The organism is Methylobacterium sp. BTF04 (assembly GCF_010692745.1).
GTDB lineage: Bacteria > Pseudomonadota > Alphaproteobacteria > Rhizobiales > Beijerinckiaceae > Methylobacterium.
Window position 1 is genome coordinate 26,896 of the sequence record NZ_JAAHTB010000028.1, and the last position, 18,513, is coordinate 45,408.

Annotated in this window: 17 protein-coding genes; 15 read left to right on the plus strand and 2 right to left on the minus strand. The window is 67.5% G+C overall.

Annotation, left to right across the window (positions count from 1 at the left end; translation table 11 throughout):
• The first annotated feature begins 143 nt into the window (after positions 1 to 143).
• The 5 genes from G3T14_RS16145 to G3T14_RS16165 all read left to right on the plus strand — a co-directional run bounded on the left by G3T14_RS16145 (position 144) and on the right by G3T14_RS16165 (position 3,607).
• The gene (locus G3T14_RS16145) at positions 144 to 866 is read left to right on the plus strand and encodes an SDR family oxidoreductase (protein WP_163643595.1); all 723 of its coding nucleotides are present in this window, start codon (positions 144 to 146) and stop codon (positions 864 to 866) included.
• Positions 859 to 2,004 (plus strand): hypothetical protein, encoded by a 1,146-nt coding sequence (locus G3T14_RS16150; protein ID WP_163643567.1) that lies wholly within the window; start codon positions 859 to 861, stop codon positions 2,002 to 2,004. The genes G3T14_RS16145 and G3T14_RS16150 overlap by 8 nt, the downstream gene beginning before the upstream one ends.
• Positions 2,005 to 2,015: 11 nt before the next feature.
• A complete protein-coding gene (locus tag G3T14_RS16155) occupies positions 2,016 to 2,516 on the plus strand; it encodes an NUDIX hydrolase (RefSeq protein WP_163643568.1) in 501 nt (166 codons plus the stop codon).
• A 248-nt stretch (positions 2,517 to 2,764) separates the two neighbouring features.
• Complete coding sequence (locus G3T14_RS16160) at positions 2,765 to 3,193, plus strand: TIGR02301 family protein (protein WP_246733385.1); 429 nt, start codon at positions 2,765 to 2,767, stop codon at positions 3,191 to 3,193.
• A 159-nt stretch (positions 3,194 to 3,352) separates the two neighbouring features.
• Positions 3,353 to 3,607, plus strand: coding sequence for a hypothetical protein (locus G3T14_RS16165; RefSeq protein ID WP_163643569.1), 255 nt, complete (start codon positions 3,353 to 3,355; stop codon positions 3,605 to 3,607).
• Between the two features lie 143 nt (positions 3,608 to 3,750).
• On the opposite strand, the gene G3T14_RS16170 is transcribed toward G3T14_RS16165, so the two are convergent.
• Complete coding sequence (locus tag G3T14_RS16170) at positions 3,751 to 4,662, minus strand: response regulator transcription factor (protein ID WP_163643570.1); 912 nt, start codon at positions 4,660 to 4,662, stop codon at positions 3,751 to 3,753.
• Complete coding sequence (locus tag G3T14_RS16175) at positions 4,655 to 8,059, minus strand: ATP-binding protein (protein WP_163643597.1); 3,405 nt, start codon at positions 8,057 to 8,059, stop codon at positions 4,655 to 4,657. The genes G3T14_RS16170 and G3T14_RS16175 overlap by 8 nt, the downstream gene beginning before the upstream one ends.
• A gap of 329 nt (positions 8,060 to 8,388) precedes the next feature.
• On the opposite strand from G3T14_RS16175, the gene urtA reads away from it, so the two are divergent.
• The 10 genes from urtA (at position 8,389) to G3T14_RS16225 (ending at position 18,478) form a co-directional block, all read left to right on the plus strand.
• The gene (urtA, locus tag G3T14_RS16180) at positions 8,389 to 9,648 is read left to right on the plus strand and encodes an urea ABC transporter substrate-binding protein (RefSeq protein WP_163643571.1); all 1,260 of its coding nucleotides are present in this window, start codon (positions 8,389 to 8,391) and stop codon (positions 9,646 to 9,648) included.
• Positions 9,649 to 9,902: 254 nt separating this feature from the next.
• A complete protein-coding gene (gene urtB, locus G3T14_RS16185; RefSeq protein WP_163643572.1) occupies positions 9,903 to 10,829 on the plus strand; it encodes an urea ABC transporter permease subunit UrtB in 927 nt (308 codons plus the stop codon).
• A gap of 14 nt (positions 10,830 to 10,843) precedes the next feature.
• Positions 10,844 to 12,010 carry an urea ABC transporter permease subunit UrtC gene (gene urtC, locus G3T14_RS16190; RefSeq protein ID WP_163643573.1) on the plus strand — a complete coding sequence of 389 codons (1,167 nt, stop codon included), beginning with the start codon at positions 10,844 to 10,846 and terminating at the stop codon, positions 12,008 to 12,010.
• A gap of 11 nt (positions 12,011 to 12,021) precedes the next feature.
• Positions 12,022 to 12,807, plus strand: coding sequence for an urea ABC transporter ATP-binding protein UrtD (gene urtD, locus G3T14_RS16195; RefSeq protein WP_163643574.1), 786 nt, complete (start codon positions 12,022 to 12,024; stop codon positions 12,805 to 12,807).
• Positions 12,808 to 12,890: 83 nt separating this feature from the next.
• Positions 12,891 to 13,580, plus strand: coding sequence for an urea ABC transporter ATP-binding subunit UrtE (gene urtE / locus G3T14_RS16200; RefSeq protein WP_204262897.1), 690 nt, complete (start codon positions 12,891 to 12,893; stop codon positions 13,578 to 13,580).
• Between the two features lie 13 nt (positions 13,581 to 13,593).
• On the plus strand, positions 13,594 to 14,649 hold the full coding sequence (locus G3T14_RS16205; protein ID WP_163643576.1) for an alpha/beta fold hydrolase: 1,056 nt from the start codon (positions 13,594 to 13,596) through the stop codon (positions 14,647 to 14,649).
• Between the two features lie 117 nt (positions 14,650 to 14,766).
• On the plus strand, positions 14,767 to 15,996 hold the full coding sequence (gene fmdA / locus G3T14_RS16210) for a formamidase (RefSeq protein WP_163643577.1): 1,230 nt from the start codon (positions 14,767 to 14,769) through the stop codon (positions 15,994 to 15,996).
• 1 nt (position 15,997) lies between these two features.
• Positions 15,998 to 16,315, plus strand: coding sequence for a zinc ribbon domain-containing protein (locus G3T14_RS16215; protein ID WP_163643578.1), 318 nt, complete (start codon positions 15,998 to 16,000; stop codon positions 16,313 to 16,315).
• Between the two features lie 175 nt (positions 16,316 to 16,490).
• Positions 16,491 to 17,543: an aliphatic amidase gene (locus tag G3T14_RS16220; RefSeq protein WP_163643579.1), complete on the plus strand. Its 1,053-nt coding sequence runs from the start codon at positions 16,491 to 16,493 to the stop codon at positions 17,541 to 17,543.
• 182 nt (positions 17,544 to 17,725) lie between these two features.
• Entirely contained in the window at positions 17,726 to 18,478 is a 753-nt protein-coding gene (locus G3T14_RS16225) for a DeoR/GlpR family DNA-binding transcription regulator (protein ID WP_163643580.1), read from the plus strand.
• The last annotated feature ends 35 nt before the right edge of the window (positions 18,479 to 18,513 follow it).

The following is an 18,513-nucleotide window of genomic DNA, read 5'->3' on the forward strand; positions in this document are numbered from 1 at the left end:
TAGACCTTGGCTCTGGTGGTCATGCGGGTGCGATCGTTCGATCGTCGCCGCGTCCTGCGCCGCCCGATCTCGAATGTGCCGATCCTGCGCGTCCCGAGCCTGAAGGAACGGACTTGGCTTCATCCAACGAACGTCGGCGCGTGATGCTGCTCACCGGCGCCAGCCGGGGCATCGGCCATGCCACGGTCAAGCGGTTCTCCGCGGCCGGCTGGCGGGTCATCACCTGCTCGCGCCATGCCTTCCCCGAGAACTGCCCGTGGGAGATGGGTCCAGAAGACCATCTCCAGGTCGATCTGGCCGATCCCGAGGATACCATGCGGGGGATCAAGGAGGTGGCCGGACGGCTCGCCGACGAAGGCGGCCTGCTCCATGCGCTGGTCAACAATGCCGGCATCTCGCCGAAAGGCGCCAATGGCGACCGCCTCGGCGCCATCGCCACCGAGTTCGGCGATTGGCGCAAGGTGTTCCAGGTCAACGTGTTCGCGCCGCTGCTGCTGGCGCGCGGCCTCTGCGACGAACTGACCCGCGCCAAGGGCTCCATCGTCAACGTCACGTCGATCGCCGGCTCGCGGGTCCACCCGTTCGCGGGCGCCGCCTACGGGACCTCGAAGGCTGCTCTGGCCGGGCTCACCCGCGAGCTGGCCAGCGATTTCGGACCGCTCGGCGTGCGCGTCAACGCGATCTCGCCCGGCGAAATCGACACCGCGATCCTGTCCCCCGGCACCGACAAGATCGTCGCCGGCATCCCGCAGCGCCGCCTCGGCACCCCGGACGAGGTGGCCAAGGCGATCTACTTCCTGTGCACCGAGGCCTCGTCCTACGTGAACGGCGCCGAGCTGCACATCAACGGCGGCCAGCATGTCTGAACGGGGTGCGCTGGCTGCGCTCCTGTTCATCACCGCGAACCTCACGATCCCGGCGGCCGCCGAGCCATCCGTCACGATCCTCGATCTGCCGTTCCGCGCCCGCGCCCTGCGCGGCCCCGGTAGCGAGGTGTCGGTGGCCGTGGCGACCTCCGGCGTCCTGCTGATCGCTCGGCCGAAGGGGATCGGCAGCACCACGCCAGAGCCCGGCACGGCGATCGCCGTGGTCTGGGGCGATGGCGGCGGCGCGGTGCTGGGCCTCTCGGATGGCAAAGTGACCACGACCCTGCTCGGCGCCGAGACCGTGGAGGGACTGGCCGCTGCCGAGACCCCGCGTGGCGCCCTGCCCGGCTCGCGCCGTGCCGTCCGCGATGGGCTCAGCGCGCATCTCGCCAACCCGATCCCCGCCCTCGCCGGTGGCCCCGGACAGGCCCGCGACCTCGTGGTGCGCGAGCGCCAACCCGTGGCGATGGGCGGCGATCCCAAGCCTGTGCCGATCGCCACCAGCATCGTGCCGGCCGCACACGACGCCGCCTTCGCCGTGCGTCGGCCCCATATCGTGCGGATCGACGGGCAACCCGTCATCGTCGCCGTGACGGTCACGCCTGCGGGCGGCGCCTCCCTGGTGCTGATCGGCAGACCCGAAGGCAAGCCCGACGCAAAGCCGGTGGCGGATACGGCCTGGACCGTCCGCGCGCGCGGGGCGGCACAGGCCGCGGGACCCGGCGGGCAGCCGCTCAAGCCGGCGGCGATCGCGGATTTTTCAGGGACCGGCCGGCCGCAGATCGCGGCGGTGGCGGCGCCCGACGGGGCCGGGCTCCTCCAGCTCTGGACCTCTGAGGCTGGCGCCCTGCGCCTCGCCTACGAGGCTCCGGGCTACACCAACGTCTCCCCCGGCGAGGGCGAGGCCGATCTCGCCGCCCTGATCGAGCCGGAGAAGGACGGGCCGCCCGATCTCGCGCTTCCCATCCTGGATCGCAGCGCCGTGGCGATCCTGTCGCTCAAGGACGGTATCCGCGAGCGCATGCGTCTGGCCCTGCCCGCGCCCGCCGCCTTCGGCCTCGCCACCCTCGGGCGTGGCGAGGCTGCGCGCCTCCTCGTCGGCCTCGCCGACGGGCGCATCGCGGTGGTGACCCGGTGAGCGAGAGTGCCATGGACGCGCAAGGGGACGCGCAGGCAGGGGACGCGCAGGCTGGTGAGGCGGAGGCACGCCTGTTCCCGACGCGGCCCTTCGTCGGGGCCTCGATCGCGGTGTTGCGGGACGATCGCGTGCTGCTGGCCGCGCGGGCCAACGAGCCGATGCGCGGGGTCTGGACCCTCCCCGGTGGCCTCGTCGAGGCCGGAGAGACCCTGGCTGCGGCGGCCGTGCGCGAATTGCAGGAGGAGGTCGGTCTCAGCGCGCGGGTCGTCGGCGTGCTCAGCCCCACCGAGATCATCCTGCGCGATGCGGACGGGCGCGTGCGCCACCACTACGTGGTCCATCCGCACGCGGCCCTGTGGTGCGGCGGCGAGCCTGTGGCCGGTCCCGAAGCGCTCGGTGTCCGCTGGGCGACGCGCGCCGAACTCGACACGCTGGCCACCACCCCCGGCCTCGCCGGTACGGTGGCGGAGGCCTTCGCCACGGTGGCGACGTCTACGGAGTCTCTGGCGTGACGCCCGATCCGCGCGACGCACAAGCTCCGGCCGTCCAGAATAGGGAATTCATCTCCCTCGCACCGAGCAGGGGTCCGTTCTCCTTCCAGGAGAGGGGACTTGCGCATGCCACCGCGTCCGCAAGCTTGCCGGATGCGGCGGCATTGAAGTTGCCGGTTCGCCTTGCGGCTCCCTCTTTGCGCCCGGGCACGCCAAGTGGATCGGGCAAGCGCCCTGGAATCCTGCCGCTCGCCGCCGCTGTGATCGGCCTGCTCTGCGCCGGTGCCCTCGCCCCGGCTCTCGCCCAGCAAGCGCGCGGCGGCGCGGCGCGCGTCGCTCCCAAGCCCGCCGAGAAGGAGAAAGAGAAGGAGCCGGTGCCCGCCCCCGAGCCGCCGCCGGCCCCCTACGACCGCGACCTGATGCGGCTCTCCGAGATCATCGGCGCCCTCGCTTTCCTGCGCGAGCTGTGCGTCACCCCGGACGCCGTCGAGTGGCCGGCCCGGATGAAGGCGCTGATGGAGGCCGAGGGCGTCACTCCCGGCCGGCGCGATCGGTTGGCCGGCGCCTACAATCGCGGCTACCGCGGTTATGCGCTGACCTACCGGATATGCACGCCGTCCGCCCACGAAGCCGCCGGCCGCTTCGTCGCCGAGGGCGAGCGCCTGTCCCACGCCCTGGCGAGTCGGTTCGGCGGATGATGCGGAACGGCAACACGCCAGTGCTGGCGCACGAATTCCGACAATTCGAGCGCCGGCGTTAACCGCTTCGCAATTCCTGGCTTTGCGCAGACCGGACCTCGCCCTATCATCGTTCTGTCTTGCCGAGCCTTCTTGTCGGCGCAAACGATGTCGTGGCCCATGCACAGTGAAGCAGTATCCGCGCCCTTCGAGGCGGATCTCGACGACAAGCGCGCCGCGCTCGGCTACGTCTCCGAGGCGTTCGCTGAGGGCTGTCTCGACGGCCTCGACGGCGATTGCATGGCCCAGGCCGCCCTGTTCGCGGCGTTCCAAGAGCTGGTGATGACCTACGGCGAGGAAGCCACCGCCCGCTATGCCGAAGGCTTTCCGGACCGCATCCGCGGCGGCGCCTTCACCACCACTCCGCAGCATTGAAGCCACGCTGATCCGTCGGAGACCGGCAGGCATTCGCCGGTTCCTGCCTTAAAACGAAGGTCGTCAAACCTTCCGCACGCAGCCATGATCCCCTCTCCCGTTAGGAGAGGGAGCTACCGTGAAGCGATCGTCGGGAAACTGGATCAGTCCAAATCCTGCAGGTGGCGCGCGGCGATCACCGATGCGGCGGTGCGGTTTTCGACGCCGAGCTTTTCGTAGATGCCTTCAAGGTGCTTCGTCACCGTGCGCGGGCTGAGGCCTAGAATTTCACCGATGTCGCGGCTCGACTTGCCGCGCGAGAGCCACAGCAACACCTCCGCCTCGCGGACGGTGACGCGCAGGCGTTGGCGCAGGCGTTCCAGCCCCGTCGCGGTGCCGTCGCGGGCGAGCCGCAACAGGATCTCGTCGCCGGTGCCGCCGATGAAGCTCAAGGCATACGGTGCCCCGGCCCGGTCGGTGAGCGCCAGCGGCGCCGCGCTCGACCCCGCCACGCAGGCCCGCAGCCACGACCGGCCTTGCGGCGGCAGGCTCAGGGGCGCGCCGGGCTCGGGGCTGAGGCCGGCCAGGAGCTGTGCCGCCTGGGGCGTGCACCACAGCACGGCGCCGTCCCGGTCCACCGCGAACAGGGTGCGGCCGGTGGTGTCCAGGGCCGCGCGCGCGCTCTGTGCCGCCCGCGCGCTCGCCAGATGCACCCGAATTCGGGCCAGGATCTCGTCCGGCGCGATCGGCTTCGTCACGTAGTCGACGCCGCCCGCCTCCAGCCCCTTCACGATGTGCTCGGTTTCCGACAGGCCGGTCATGAAGATCACCGGCACGTGGGCGAGATGGCCCTTCGCCTTCAGGCGGCGGCAGGTCTCGAACCCGTCCATACCCGGCATCATCGCGTCGAGCAGGATCACGTCGGGGGTGATCTCGTCCACGAGCGCCAAGGCGAGGTCCCCCGCCACCGCCACCAGAACGGTGGCGCCGGAGCGCTCGATGGCGTCGGTGAGGAAGCTCAGGGTCTCGGGAGAATCGTCGACGACCAGGACGATGTCGCGGTGGGCCTCATGCATCGGGCATGGCCTCCTCGCGCAAGGTTTCGTCGTGCAAGGTCCCTTCGGACAACAGGATGTCCAGTATGCTCATCACCTGTCGCAGGTCGTAGGCGGCCACGAGCCCGCGCATCTGACCGACGAAGGCCATCGGCACCGGTGGCTCCGTCTCCATCTCGGCGAGCTTGGCCTCGAGCCCGCGGACATGCCCGATCCGGGCGAGGCGCAGCAGGTCCGCGACCTGTTCGCGCCGGGGCGCCACGGTCGCGCCCGGCTCCGGAACGATGAGGGGGGCGCTCTCCGGCGCGGTCCAGTCGAGGCCGAGCAGGCCAGTGACCCGCTCCAAAAAATCGCGCAGGTCGAACGGCTTGGCGATGATCGCGTCGTGGGGTGCGTCGTGCCCCCGCACCGGGCTGATCTCGTGGACGTTGGCCGACATCATGGCGATCCGGGCGGTGTGGCCGGCCTCGCGCAGGGATTTGGCCAGAACCCAGCCGCTCATCCCCGGCATGGCGATGTCGAGCAGGAACAGGTCGGGGCGCTGGGTCGCGGCGAGGGCGAGGCAGGCCGGACCGTCCGGCGCCTCCAGCACCACGAGGCCGAGGGGCTCCAGGATGTCGCGCATCAGCCCGCGATGGGCCGCGTCGTCATCGGCCACCAGGATGGTCCGGCGGGCGCCGGAATAGGAGCGGGCCGGGGCGTTCGCGATGACGCGGACGGGCTTGGGCCGCGCCACCGAGGCCAGCATCAGCCGCACCCGAAAGCAGGTGCCCCGCCCGACCTCGCTCTCCACCGTGATCTCGCCGCCCATCACCTGGGCGAGCAGATGCGCGATGGTCAGGCCGAGCCCGGTTCCCGGGGTTGAGCGTGCGGCGGCCATCGAGCCGCGCTCGAACGGCTCGAAGATCCGCTCAAGGTCGTCGGCCGGAATACCGAGACCGGTGTCGCGGATCGAGAAGACCGCGATCTGGTTGCGGTAGGTCAGCTCCAGGGCGACGTGGCCCGCGGGAGTGAACTTGATCGCGTTCGACAGGAGGTTGAGCAGGATCTGGCGCAGGCGCTTCTCGTCGGTGGCCACCACCGCCGGCAGGGTGTCAGGCTTGCGGAAACGGAATTCGAGGGCGGCGGCCTCCGCCTGAAGCCGGATCATGTCGACGATCTGGTCGAGGAAGTCGGCGAGCCGGACCTCGTCGCGATGGATCTGTAGGCGACCGGCCTCCATGCGCGAAATGTCGAGGAGGCCGTCGATCAACCCGGACAGGTGCTGGGCGCTGCGCCGGATCACCCGGATCCCGTTCTGGCGCGGCGCCGGGATGCTCGGATCGCCTTCCAGCAATTGGGCGTAGCCCAGCACGGCGTTGAGCGGCGTGCGCAACTCGTGGCTGATGCCGACCACGTAGCGGCTCTTGGCGAGGTTGGCGGCCTCGGCCGTCTCCTTGGCCTGCTGCAGCTTGGCGTCGGTGATCTTGTGGGCCTCGATTTCGGCCTGATACAGCCCGGTCTGCCGGGCGGTCTCCTCCAGGGCGACGTGGCGGCTCTCCTGCGCCAGCACGAACAGCCACGCGACGATGCCCAGGATGACGATGAGGATCAGGAACACGCTGGTGAGCGCCGCCGACAGCATCTCGCGGTGTTCGGGATGCTCGGCGGTGGCCCCCGCATGGACGATGCTGAGGATCAGGCCGATGGCCGCCATCAGGGTCAGCATCAGGGCGAGGTAGCGCCCGAGCGGCGCGCCGATCCAGGCCGCGGTCCGGGCCGGCACGATCCGCGCCAGCACGCTCTGCGCCTGTGCCTCCAGGCGCCCATGCGGCTTGCACAGGTCGCCGCAGCGGGCGTCGAGGGAGCAGCACAGCGAGCAGATCGGCCCGGCATAGGCCGGGCAATGCGCCATGTCCTCGGGCTCGAACGGGTGCTCGCAGACCCGGCAGGTGATCGCCGCCGCGCCGTGCCAATCGGTCCGCGGGGTGCGGGCGAGGTAGTAGCGTCCCCGGGTGGCGTAGGCGATGGCGGGAGCCGCCGCGAAGGCGACGCCGAGCGCCAGCAGCGGCCCGAAGGCGGTCAGGCCGGCCCCGAGCCATCCGGCATGGGCGACGAACCCGGAGATCATCGAGAGCACCATCGCCCCGGTGCCCACCGGGTTGATGGCGTACAGATGGGCACGCTTGAACTCGATACCGGGCGGCGACAGCCCGAGCGGCTTGTTGATGGCGAGGTCCGCCGCCAGGGCGCCGACCCAGGCCGAGACCACCACGGCATAGAGCGAGAGCGTGCTGACGATGGTCTTGTCGATGCCGAGCTCCATCAGCAGCAGCGCGATGGCGACGTTGAAGACCAGCCAGACGACGCGGCCGGGATGGCTGTGGGTCAGGCGGGAAAAGAAGTTCGACCAGGCGATGGAGCCCGCATACGCATTGGTGACGTTGATCTTGAGCTGCGAGACCACGACGAACAGTGTCATCAGGGCGATGGCCGCCGCTCCTGGCGGCAGCACGTAGCCGAACGCCACAGCGTACATCTGCGTCGGCTCGCCCGCCCGCTCCACCGGCACGCCATGCTGGAGGGCGAGCACCGCGAGAAACGAGCCGAGCAGGATCTTGAGCATGCCGGGCACGATCCAGCCGGCCCCGGCGCCCAGCACCGCCGCCCACCAGCGCCGCTCCTTGCCGGCCTCCCGCGCCGGCACGAACCGCAGGAAATCGACCTGCTCGCCGACCTGCGCCAGCAGGGCCAGGAGGATGCCCGAGGCCAGACCGAACTGCGCCAGGTCGAAGCCGCCGAGGCCACCCGCACCCGGATAGCCGAGCCACGCCGCGATCGGCGCCTGACCGCTCCAGGCGATGCAGGCGAGCGGCAGCAGGTTGAGGACGATCCAGATCGGCTGGGTCCAGATCTGGAACCGGCTGATCAGGGTGATGCCGTAGACGACGAGGGGAATGACCGCGAGCGCGCAGACGAGGTAGCCGAGGGAGGGCGGCAGCCCGAAGCAGAGCTGCAGCGCCAGCGCCATGATCGCCGCCTCGATGGCGAAGAACAGGAACGTGAAGCTCGCGTAGATCAGCGACGTCACCGTCGAGCCGATATAGCCGAAGCCGGCACCGCGAGTGAGGAGATCGATGTCGACCCCGTAGCGGGCGGCGTAGACGCTGATCGGCGCGGCGGTGGCGAAGATGATCGCCCCGACGACGAGGAGCGCCGCCAGGGTGTTGGTGAACCCCACCGTCAGGACCAGCGTGCCGCCGATCGCCTCCAGCGCCAGGAAGGAGAGCGAGCCGAGCGCCGTCTGCGCCACGCGAAACCCCGACCAGCGCCGCGCCGACTTGGCGGTGAAGCGCAGGGCGTAATCCTCCAACGTCTCGTCGGCGACGAATCGGTTGTAGTCGCGCCGGATCGGCAGGATGCGCTGGTGTTCGATCATGATGTCCGGCGCGAGGAGTACCATGCGGTGCGCCGGCTGCGAGTCCCCTCGACGGGTCGCACCGGGAATACCGCACTGAAGTCCCCGGCCTGCGGGCGAGCCAAGGCCTAGGCGCCAGCAAAGAGCATGCCCGTTCCGCCCCGACGGGAGCGCGGCACGCAAGAAATCCGGTCGTGAGGAAAAAGTCAGTCACGATGAGCCTGTGGTCTGCCCGGCTCCATACGCAAAACAGCGTATATGCCGCGCCGCACAACGCGGCCTAGCCTCCGCCTCGTCGATCCGCGGCCGTCCGATGCGCCGTGCGACGAGGGACAGGGGTTCAAGGCACGATGGCAGAGGACAAGGGCAACGGCCTGCAATCGGCGCTGCGGCGCAGGCTTCTGATGGGGCTCGCGGGTGTTCCGGCGATCGCGCTGATGCCGCGCATGAGCTTCGCGGCGGCACCCCCGACCTCGGCGGTCAACACCACGGGTCTGGCGGTGACCGACACGGAGGTGACCGTGGGCATCCTCCACTCGGCCACCGGCACCATGGCGATCTCCGAGACCGGCTCGATCCAGGCGGAGAAGCTCGCCATCGCGCAGATCAACGAGGCCGGCGGCGTGCTCGGCCGCAAGATCAAGATCATCCAGGAGGACGGCGCCTCCGACTGGCCGACCTTCGCCGAGAAGGCCAAGAAGCTCCTCGTCAACGACCATTGCGCCGCCGTGATGGGTTGCTGGACCTCGGCATCGCGAAAAGCCGCCTTGCCGGTATTCGAACAGTATAACGGTCTCTTGTACTATCCGACCTTCTACGAGGGCCTGGAGCAGTCCAAGAACGTCATCTATACCGGCCAGGAAGCCACCCAGCAGATTCTCGAATCGCTGAACTGGGTCACCAAGGAAAAGAACGCCAAGACGTTCTTCTTCATCGGCTCGGACTACATCTGGCCGCGCACCTCGAACAAGATCGCCCGCAAGCACATCGAGAACGTGCTCAAGTTGAAGGTCGTGGGCGAGGAATATTTCCCGCTCGGCCACACGCAGTTCAACTCGGTGATCAACAAGCTCAAGCTCACCAAGCCAGACGTGATCTTCACCGACGTGGTCGGCGGATCGAACGTGGCGTTCTACAAGCAGCTCAAGGCCGCCGGCATCGATCTCTCGAAGCAGACCCTGCTGACGATCTCGGTCACCGAGGACGAGATCGACGGCATCGGCGGCGACAACATCGCCGGCGCCTATTCCTGCATGAAGTACTTCCAGTCGCTCAAAAATCCCAACAACGAAAAATTCGTCGCCGCCTTCCACAAGATGTGGGGCGAGAAGACCGTCATCGGCGACGTGACCCAGGCCGCCTATCTCGGGCCGTTCCTGTGGAAGATGGCCTGCGAGAAGGCCGGCTCCTTCGACGTTGACAAGGTGGTCGCCGCCTCCCCGGGCCTCGAGTTCAAGGAGGCGCCGGAAGGCTACGTGAAGGTCCACCCGAACCATCACCTCTGGTCGAAGACCCGCGTCGCCAAGGCCCTGCCGTCGGGCCAGTTCGAGGTGGTCTACGAGAGCCCCGAGCTGATCGAGCCGAACCCCTTCCCCAAGGGCTACCAGTAGGACGGACGTCGGTCCGAAACACGCCCCGCGCCCGCCGGCGACAGTCGAGCGGGCGCGGGGCTCCCCTCTCGGTGCCGCGAGGGGGCCAAAACCCACGGTCATTCCGGGCCGCCGTCGGCGGCTCTGGATCCCGGGCTCCGCGATGCGGCCCTGGGATGACGGGGCGGGGAGCGCGTCCTCAAGGGCCAGTCGCCCCGGCTCTGAACGGCCCGATGCTTGCGAAGCCGACCCGGCATCTTTCGGAGAACGAACCCATGTTCGGTGATTACTCGCTCACGGACCTCAGCTCGATCTTCGTGATGCAGGGCTTTGCCGGGCTGATCCTGTTTTCGGTCTACACGCTGATGGCGCTCGGTCTGGCGATCATCTTCGGCCAGATGGGCGTGATCAACATGGCGCATGGGGAGTTCATGATCCTGGGCGCCTACATGACCTATCTCTGCTCGACGTTCTTCCAGAACCACCTGCCCGCCCTGTTTTCGATCTACTTCTTCGTGGCGATGGCGCTCGCCTTCGTCGCCTCCGGGGCGCTGGGCATGCTGGTGGAATGGGCGCTGATCCGCCACCTCTACAAGCGCCCCCTCGATACCCTGCTGGCGACCTGGGGGCTCTCGCTGATCCTGCAGCAATCCTTCCGGACGATCTTCGGTCCGCGCGAGGTCGGCGTCGAACTGCCGTCCTGGCTGATCGGCTCGGTGCAGGTCACCGACACCATCGAGATTCCGATCAACGGCATGTTCGTGATGGCCGTCACCGCCCTGATCACCGCCGGCGTGGCGGTCCTGATGTATCGCTCGCGCTTCGGCGCCCAGGTCCGCGCCGTGGTGCAGAACCGCGCGATGGCGGGGGCGGTCGGCATCGATACCGAGAAGGTCGACCGTCTGACCTTCGGTCTCGGCTGCGGGATCGCCGGGATCGCCGGCTCGGCCTTCACCATGGTGGGCTCCACCGGGCCGACCTCCGGCCAGCTCTACATCGTCGATACCTTCCTCATTGTGGTCTTCGGCGGCGCGGCCTCGCTCCTCGGCACCATCGCCTCGGCCTTCTCGATCTCGCAGACCCAGTCGACCCTCGAATTCTTCCTGTCGGGCTCCACCGCGAAGGTCATCACGCTGCTGGCGGTGGTCGGCATCCTGATGCTGCGGCCGCAGGGCCTCTTCACCCTCAAGGTCCGGCGCTGAGGAGCCTGAACATCATGACCAGCGCCAAGATCTCGACCGACAAAAAGTCTCCCGTCATCAACGACAACCCGTATATGAAGCCGATGGAGTGGGTCAGTCTCGCCCTGCTCGCCGGCGTGATCTTCCTCGTGCTGCCGATGCTGCTCGATGCGTTCCGGCTCAACCTCGTCGGCAAGTACCTGACCTACTCGTTCGTGGCGCTCGGCCTGGTGATCTGCTGGGGCTTCGGCGGCATCCTCTCTCTCGGCCAGGGGGTGTTCTTCGGGCTCGGCGGCTACTTGATGGCGATGTATCTGAAGCTCGAGGCGTCGAGCGTCGCCAACACTAAGATCCAGTCGACGCCGGGCATCCCCGACTTCATGGACTGGAACCAGATCACCGAGTTGCCGTGGTTCTGGAAGCCGTTCCAGAGCCTGCCCTTCACGATCATCGCGGTGATCGTGGTGCCGGCGTTCTTCGCCTTCGTCATCGGCACGGCGATGTTCAAGCGCCGGGTCGGCGGCACCTACTTCGCCATCATCACCCAGGCCATCGCCGCGATCCTGACGATCCTGATCGTCGGCCAGCAGGGCTATACCGGCGGCATCAACGGCATCACCGACCTGCGCACGCTCCACGGTTGGGACATCCGCACCGACAGCGCGCACAATATCCTCTACTTCCTCAACGGCGCTCTCCTCATCGGCTGCATCCTGTTCGCGCAGGCGGTGAAGAAGTCCAAGCTCGGGCGCATCCTCCTCGCCATGCGCGACAAGGAGGATCGGGTCCGGTTCTCGGGCTATCAGGTCGCCAGCTTCAAGACCTTCGCGTTCTGTCTGGCCGCCGTGTTCGCCGCCATCGGCGGGGCGATGTTCACCCTCCAGGTCGGGTTCATGTCGCCGTCCTTCGTCGGCATCGTGCCCTCGATCGAGATGGTGATCTACGCCGCCGTCGGCGGGCGCCTGTCGCTGTTCGGCGCGGTCTGGGGCACGCTTCTCGTCAACTGGGCCAAGACCAGCTTCTCGGAGAGCTTCCCCGAGCTCTGGCTGTTCGGCCTCGGTGCCTTGTTCATCGCCGTGGTGCTGGCCTTCCCGAACGGACTCGCGGGCATCTACCGCACCTATGTCGAGCCGCGCCTCACCCGCAAGGTGAAGGCCCTGGAGCCCGCCCCCGCCGTCGCCCTTCCCCACGCGGCCGAATAGGATTCGATCCGATGAACGCCGCCATCCTGCCGTCCCACATCATCGGCGCCGATCCGGCCGAGAAGAATTTCCTGCTGGCGGTGGAATCGCTCACCGTCTCCTTCGACGGGTTCAAGGCGGTCAACGACGTCTCGTTCTACGTCGATCCCAACGAGATCCGGGTGATCATCGGCCCCAACGGGGCCGGCAAGACCACCGTGCTCGACCTGATCTGCGGGCGCACCAAGGCCAGCGCGGGCTCGATCAAGTACAAGGGCCAGGAGCTGACGAAGCTCTCCGAGAGCGCCATCGTGCAGGCCGGCGTCGGGCGCAAGTTCCAGACGCCGTCGATCTACGACGACCTGACGGTGTTCGAGAACCTGGAAATCTCGTTCCCGCGCGGCCGCTCGGTGTTCGGCGCTCTCACCTTCAAGCGCGACGCGCAGGTCCGCGACCGGATCGAGGAGGTCGCCAGCATGATCTTTCTGAAGGATCAGCTGCAGGAGCGGGCCGAGTTTCTCAGCCATGGCCAGAAGCAATGGCTGGAGATCGGCATGCTGCTGATCCAGGACCCCGAACTGCTGATGCTCGACGAGCCGGTGGCCGGCATGAGCGTCGGCGAACGCATCAAGACCGCCGAACTCCTCAACCAGATCATCGTCGGCCGCTCGGTGCTGGTGATCGAGCACGACATGAAGTTCGTCGAGGACATCGCCCACCGGGTCACCGTGCTGCACCAGGGCAAGGTGCTGTCGGAAGGGTCGATGGAGCGGGTCAAGAACGACCCCAAGGTCATCGAAGTCTATCTCGGCCACTGACAGGGACAGACGCCATGCTGCAGACCTCCGCGACGGCCGCTGCGCCGCCCGTCATCCCCTCGGTCATCGGTGCCGTCGCGCCCATGCTGGCGATCCGCGACCTGCATTCGGCCTACGGCCAGAGCGAGGTGCTGCACGGCCTCGACATCGCGGTCGCGCCCGGCGAGATCGTCGCCGTGATGGGCCGCAACGGCATGGGCAAGACCACGCTGATGAAGACCCTGATGGGGATCGTGCCGATCAAGTCCGGCTCGATCAACGTCGATGGCGAGGAGGTATCGACCCTCAAGAGCCATAGCCGCGTGGCCAAGGGCCTCGCCTACGTGCCACAGGGGCGGATGATTTTCTCGTCGATGACGGTGCAGGAGAACATCGAGACCGGGTTGACCGTCACCAACGAGCGCAAGGTACCGCAGGAACTCTACACGATGTTCCCGGTGCTGCTCGAGATGAAGGGCCGGCGCGGCGGCAACCTCTCGGGTGGTCAGCAGCAGCAGCTCGCCATCGCCCGCGCGCTGGCGAGCCGGCCGAAGGTGCTGCTCCTCGACGAGCCGACCGAAGGCATCCAGCCTTCGATCATCCGCGAGATGGGCCGCACGCTCAAGAAGATCCGCGACGCGCGCGGTCTCTCCATCGTCGTCTCCGAGCAGGTGCTCAGCTTCGCCCTCGACGTCGCCGACCGGGTGCTGGTCATCGAGAATGGCAATATCGTCCACGAATCCCTGCGCGCGGATATCGACGAAGCGCAGGTCGCCCGCTTCCTGTCGGTCTGAAGGGACAAGCCTTGTGAGCGATTACGAGATCTTCGAGCTCGGCGATGTCGTCCTCCAGTGCGGCCGAACGCTGCACGACGCAAAGCTCGCCTTCAAGACCTTCGGCACGCTGAATGCGGCCAAGGACAACGTCATCGTCTATCCGACCTGGTATTCCGCCAGCCACGCCGACAACGAATGGCTGATCGGCGAGGGCATGGCCCTCGATCCGGCCCAATACTTCATCATCATCCCGAACATGCTCGGCAATGGCGTCTCGTCATCGCCGAGCAACACCTCCGAACCCTATGATCGTGCGCGCTTCCCGCCGGTGACGATCTACGATCAGGTCCGCCTGCAGCATCGACTCGTCACCGAAAAGTTCGGCATCGAACGGATCGCGCTCGTCACCGGCTGGTCGATGGGGGCGGCCCAGTCGTTCCAGTGGGGCGCGTCGTATCCCGACATGGTCGAGCGCATCCTGCCGTTCATGGGCGCGGCGCGCTGCTCGCGGCACAATTTCGTGTTCCTCGAAGGGGTGAAGGCGGCTTTGACCGCGGACGCCGAGTTCAAGGACGGCTGGTACGAAGCGCCGCCGCGCCGGGGCCTGCGCGCGATGGCGCGGGTCTATGCGGGCTGGGGCTTCTCGCAGACGTTCTACCGCAAGGAACTCGAGCTGAAGCAGCCGGTCCGGCCGTTCGGCGGGCGGGCGCCCGACGTCCCGTGGAACTACGCGTCGCTCGAGGATTTCCTCGTGTACTTCTGGGAGGGATTCTTCCTGCCCAAGGACGCGAACGATCTCCTGGCGTTGCTGTGGACATGGCAGCATGCCGATATTTCGGGCGATCCGGCCTATGGCGGAGACTTCGACGCGGCGCTCGCCGGCATCAAGGCCAAGGCGATCGTCATGCCGGGCTCGACCGACCTCTACTTCCCGCAGGAAGACAGCGCCTACGAGGTCGCGCGCATGCCGAATGCCGAATTGCGCGTCTGCCACAGCGACTGGGGTCATTTCGCCGGCGACCCGCGCGGCACCAGCCCCGACATCGCCTTCGTCGATGCGGCTCTCAAGGAGCTGCTCGCACGCTGATGCGGACGTCCGGCCGCGCGGCCGGGCCAATCCGCCGACACGTCACACGCGGGTGGGTTCCACCGCCCGCGCGAACGGGGACGCATGTCCTCACCCAGGGAAGGGAGCACGGACACCATGGCAGAGACCCTGATCAAGGTCGATCTGACCCAGTCGGCCTACGACAACGACATGGTCCACAATCGCTGGCACCCGGACATTCCGATGGTGGCCATGGTCAAGCCCGGCGACGACTTCATCGTCGAGACCTATGATTGGACCGGCGGTTTCATCAAGAACAACGATTCCGCCGACGACGTGCGCGACATCGACCTGTCCATCGTCCACTTCCTGTCCGGCCCGATCGGCGTCGAGGGCGCCGAGCCCGGTGATCTCCTCGTGGTCGACCTGCTCGACATCGGTGCCAAGCCCGAGAGCCAGTGGGGCTTCAACGGGTTCTTCTCCAAGAAGAACGGCGGCGGCTTCCTCGACGAGCACTTCCCCCAGGCCCAGAAGTCGATCTGGGATTTCGAGGGCATGTTCACCAAGTCGCGCCACATCCCCGGCGTGCGCTTCCCCGGCCTAATCCATCCCGGCCTGATCGGCTGCCTGCCCGATCCGAAGATGCTCGAGACCTGGAACATCCGCGAGAAGGGGCTCTACGACACCAATCCGGGCCGGGTGCCGGCGCTCGCCACCCTCCCGTTCGGGCCCACCGCCCATATGGGCCGGCTCAAGGGCGAAGGCCGCGACAAGGCGGCGGCGGAGGGCGCCCGCACGGTGCCGCCGCGCGAGCACGGCGGCAATTGCGACATCAAGGATCTGTCGCGCGGCTCGAAGATCTACTTCCCGGTCTACGTGCCGGGCGCGGGCCTCTCCATGGGCGACCTGCATTTCAGCCAGGGCGACGGCGAGATCACCTTCTGCGGCGCCATCGAGATGGCCGGCTGGGTCCACCTCAAGGTCAGCCTGATCAAGGATGGCATGGCCAAGTACGGGATCAAGAACCCGATCTTCAGGCCGTCGCCGATCACGCCGAAATTCGACGACCATCTCATCTTCGAGGGGATCTCCGTCGACGAGCACGGCGGCCAGCATTACCTCGACGTCCACATCGCCTACCGGCAGGCCTGTCTGAATGCGATCGAATACTTGAAGAAATTCGGATATTCGGGGGCGCAGGCCTACTCGATCCTCGGGACCGCGCCGGTACAGGGCCATATCTCGGGCGTCGTCGACATCCCGAATGCCTGCGCGACCTTGTGGATTCCCACCAAGATCTTCGAGTTCGACATCAACCCCGACGCGAACGGGCCGATCAAGCATATCGACGGCTCGATCCAGATGCCGCTCTCGCCGGATCTTTGAGATGCCGGTCTACGATTACGCCTGCGAGGCCTGCGGGCCGTTCACCGTGCTGCGCCCGATGGCGCAGTTCAAGGACCCGCACGACTGCCCCGATTGCGGTTCGGCCTGCGGGCGCGCCTTCCTCACCGCGCCGAACCTCGCCTCGATGGATGCGGGCAAGCGCAGGGCGCATGCGACGAACGAGCGGAGCGCGCACGCGCCCCGCAAGTCATCGGGACACGGGGCCGGCTGCGGCTGCTGCAGCGGCGCGAAGCCGAAGTCCAATCCCACGGCCGCGAAAGGTTTCCCGAGCGCGCGCCCGTGGATGATCAGCCACTGACTTGACCGCGACGCCCCCTCTCCCCTCTGCGGGAGAGGGGGCGTCGCGGAGCGACCGGGAGAGGGGCGGCGCCGACCGGTCCGAATGGGGCAGCGCTCCCCTCTCCCGCCTGCTCCGCAGGCACCCTCCCCCGCACTGGGGGGAGGGCTCGTCCCAATCGAGGAGCAACATCGCCATGATGCACGGAGACATCTCGTCCAGCAGCGACAGCGTCGGCGTCGCGGTGGTCAACTACAAGATGCCCCGCCTCCACACGCAGGCGGAGGTTCTGGAGAATTCCCGAAAGATCGCCGACATGGTGATCGGCATGAAGTCGGGCCTGCCCGGCATGGACTTGGTGATCTTCCCCGAATACTCGACCCACGGGATCATGTACGACGCGGCCGAGATGTACGCGACGGCCACCACCGTGCCGGGGCCCGAGACCGACATCTTCGCCGCCGCCTGCCGCAAGGCCAAGGTTTGGGGCGTGTTCTCGCTCACCGGCGAGCGCCACGAGGAGCACCCCCACAAGGCGCCCTACAACACGCTCATCCTGATGAACGACCAGGGCGAGATCGTGCAGAAGTATCGCAAGATCATGCCCTGGACGCCGATCGAGGGCTGGTATCCGGGCGACCGGACCTATGTGTCCGACGGTCCCAAAGGCCTGAAGATCAGCCTGATCATCTGCGACGACGGCAATTATCCCGAGATCTGGCGCGACTGCGCCATGCGCGGGGCCGAACTCATCATCCGCTGCCAGGGCTACATGTATCCCGCCAAGGAGCAGCAGATCCTGATGTCGAAGGCGATGGCGTTCGCCAACAATACCTACGTGGCGGTGGCCAACGCGGCGGGTTTCGACGGTGTCTACACCTATTTCGGTCACTCGGCGATCGTCGGCTTCGACGGCCGGACCTTGGGCGAATGCGGCGAGGAGGAGATGGGCATCCAGTATGCAGCCCTATCGAAGTTCCTGATCCGCGATTCCCGCGCCCACGGCCAATCCGAGAACCACCTCTTCAAGCTGCTGCACCGCGGCTATACCGGCATGATCAACTCGGGCGACAACCGGCACGGCCTGTCGGACTGCCCGTACGATTTCTATCGCCGCTGGATCGAAGACCCCGAGGGCACCCGCGATGCGGTGCGGGCCATCACCCGCCAGAGCGTCGGCACCGAGGAATGCCCGATCGAGGGCATCCCCTTCGTCGGCAAGGGCGAAGGGCCTCCCGACCCGCAGTGATGGGCGATCGCGCGCGTGCAGGATGAAGCGCCGCTGGGCGTGCCTGTCCCGCGTTGCGGTCGCGGCCGGTTGCGGCACAACGCAAACGAGCATGGGATACCCTGTTCCCGCGGCGACTTGGCCTGCGACTGGACGCGTTTGTCGCCGTTATCATCGCGTCAACGTTGGAACGGTTGTCGCGCATGCTCACGGATCATCGCCATCAGGAAATCCTGTCGCGCCTGCACGCGGCGGGACGGGTCGGCGTCTCGGATGTCGCCGCGTTCCTGAAGGTGTCGGAAGAAACCATCCGGCGCGATCTCAGGGTGCTGGAAGAGCGCGGCCTGGTGCGGCGTATCCACGGTGGCGCCGTGCCGCCCCGTCTCGATCAGGAGCGGCCGTTGCTGGAGCGTGGCAAGGTCAACACCCGCGAGAAGGCACGCGTCGCCGTCCTCGGCGAGGGGCTGGTGCGTGACGGCATGTCGCTCTTCCTCGATACCGGCACGACGACCCTGGCTCTGGCGCGCCGACTCACCGGCCGCAATCTCACCATCACCACGAACTCGGTGGACATCGCCCTGCTGCTCGGCGGCGGCCCGGCGCGGATCAACCTGACCCCCGGCACCTTGCGCTCCGTCGACAACGCGCTGGTGGGCTACGAGACCGTGGCCTATGCCCGGCGCTACGTCTTCGACATCGCGTTCATGGGCATCGCCGCCTGCGATCTCGACCATGGCTGGATGGACCACGAAGAGCATGAATCCGTGCTCCGCCGCGTCCTGAAGGACCAATCCCGCCGCGCCGTCCTGCTGGCCGATTCGCGCAAGTTCGGGCGCCAGGCCAATCTCTGCACCTTCGGCCTCGGCGACGCGCTCAGCGTCGTCACCGACCGACCGCCTCCGCGGCTGTTCCAGGACGCGTTCGACCGGCACGCCATCGATCTCATCAGTTCCTGACCACGGCCTCCATCCCCCCTGTGGGGTGGTGTAGG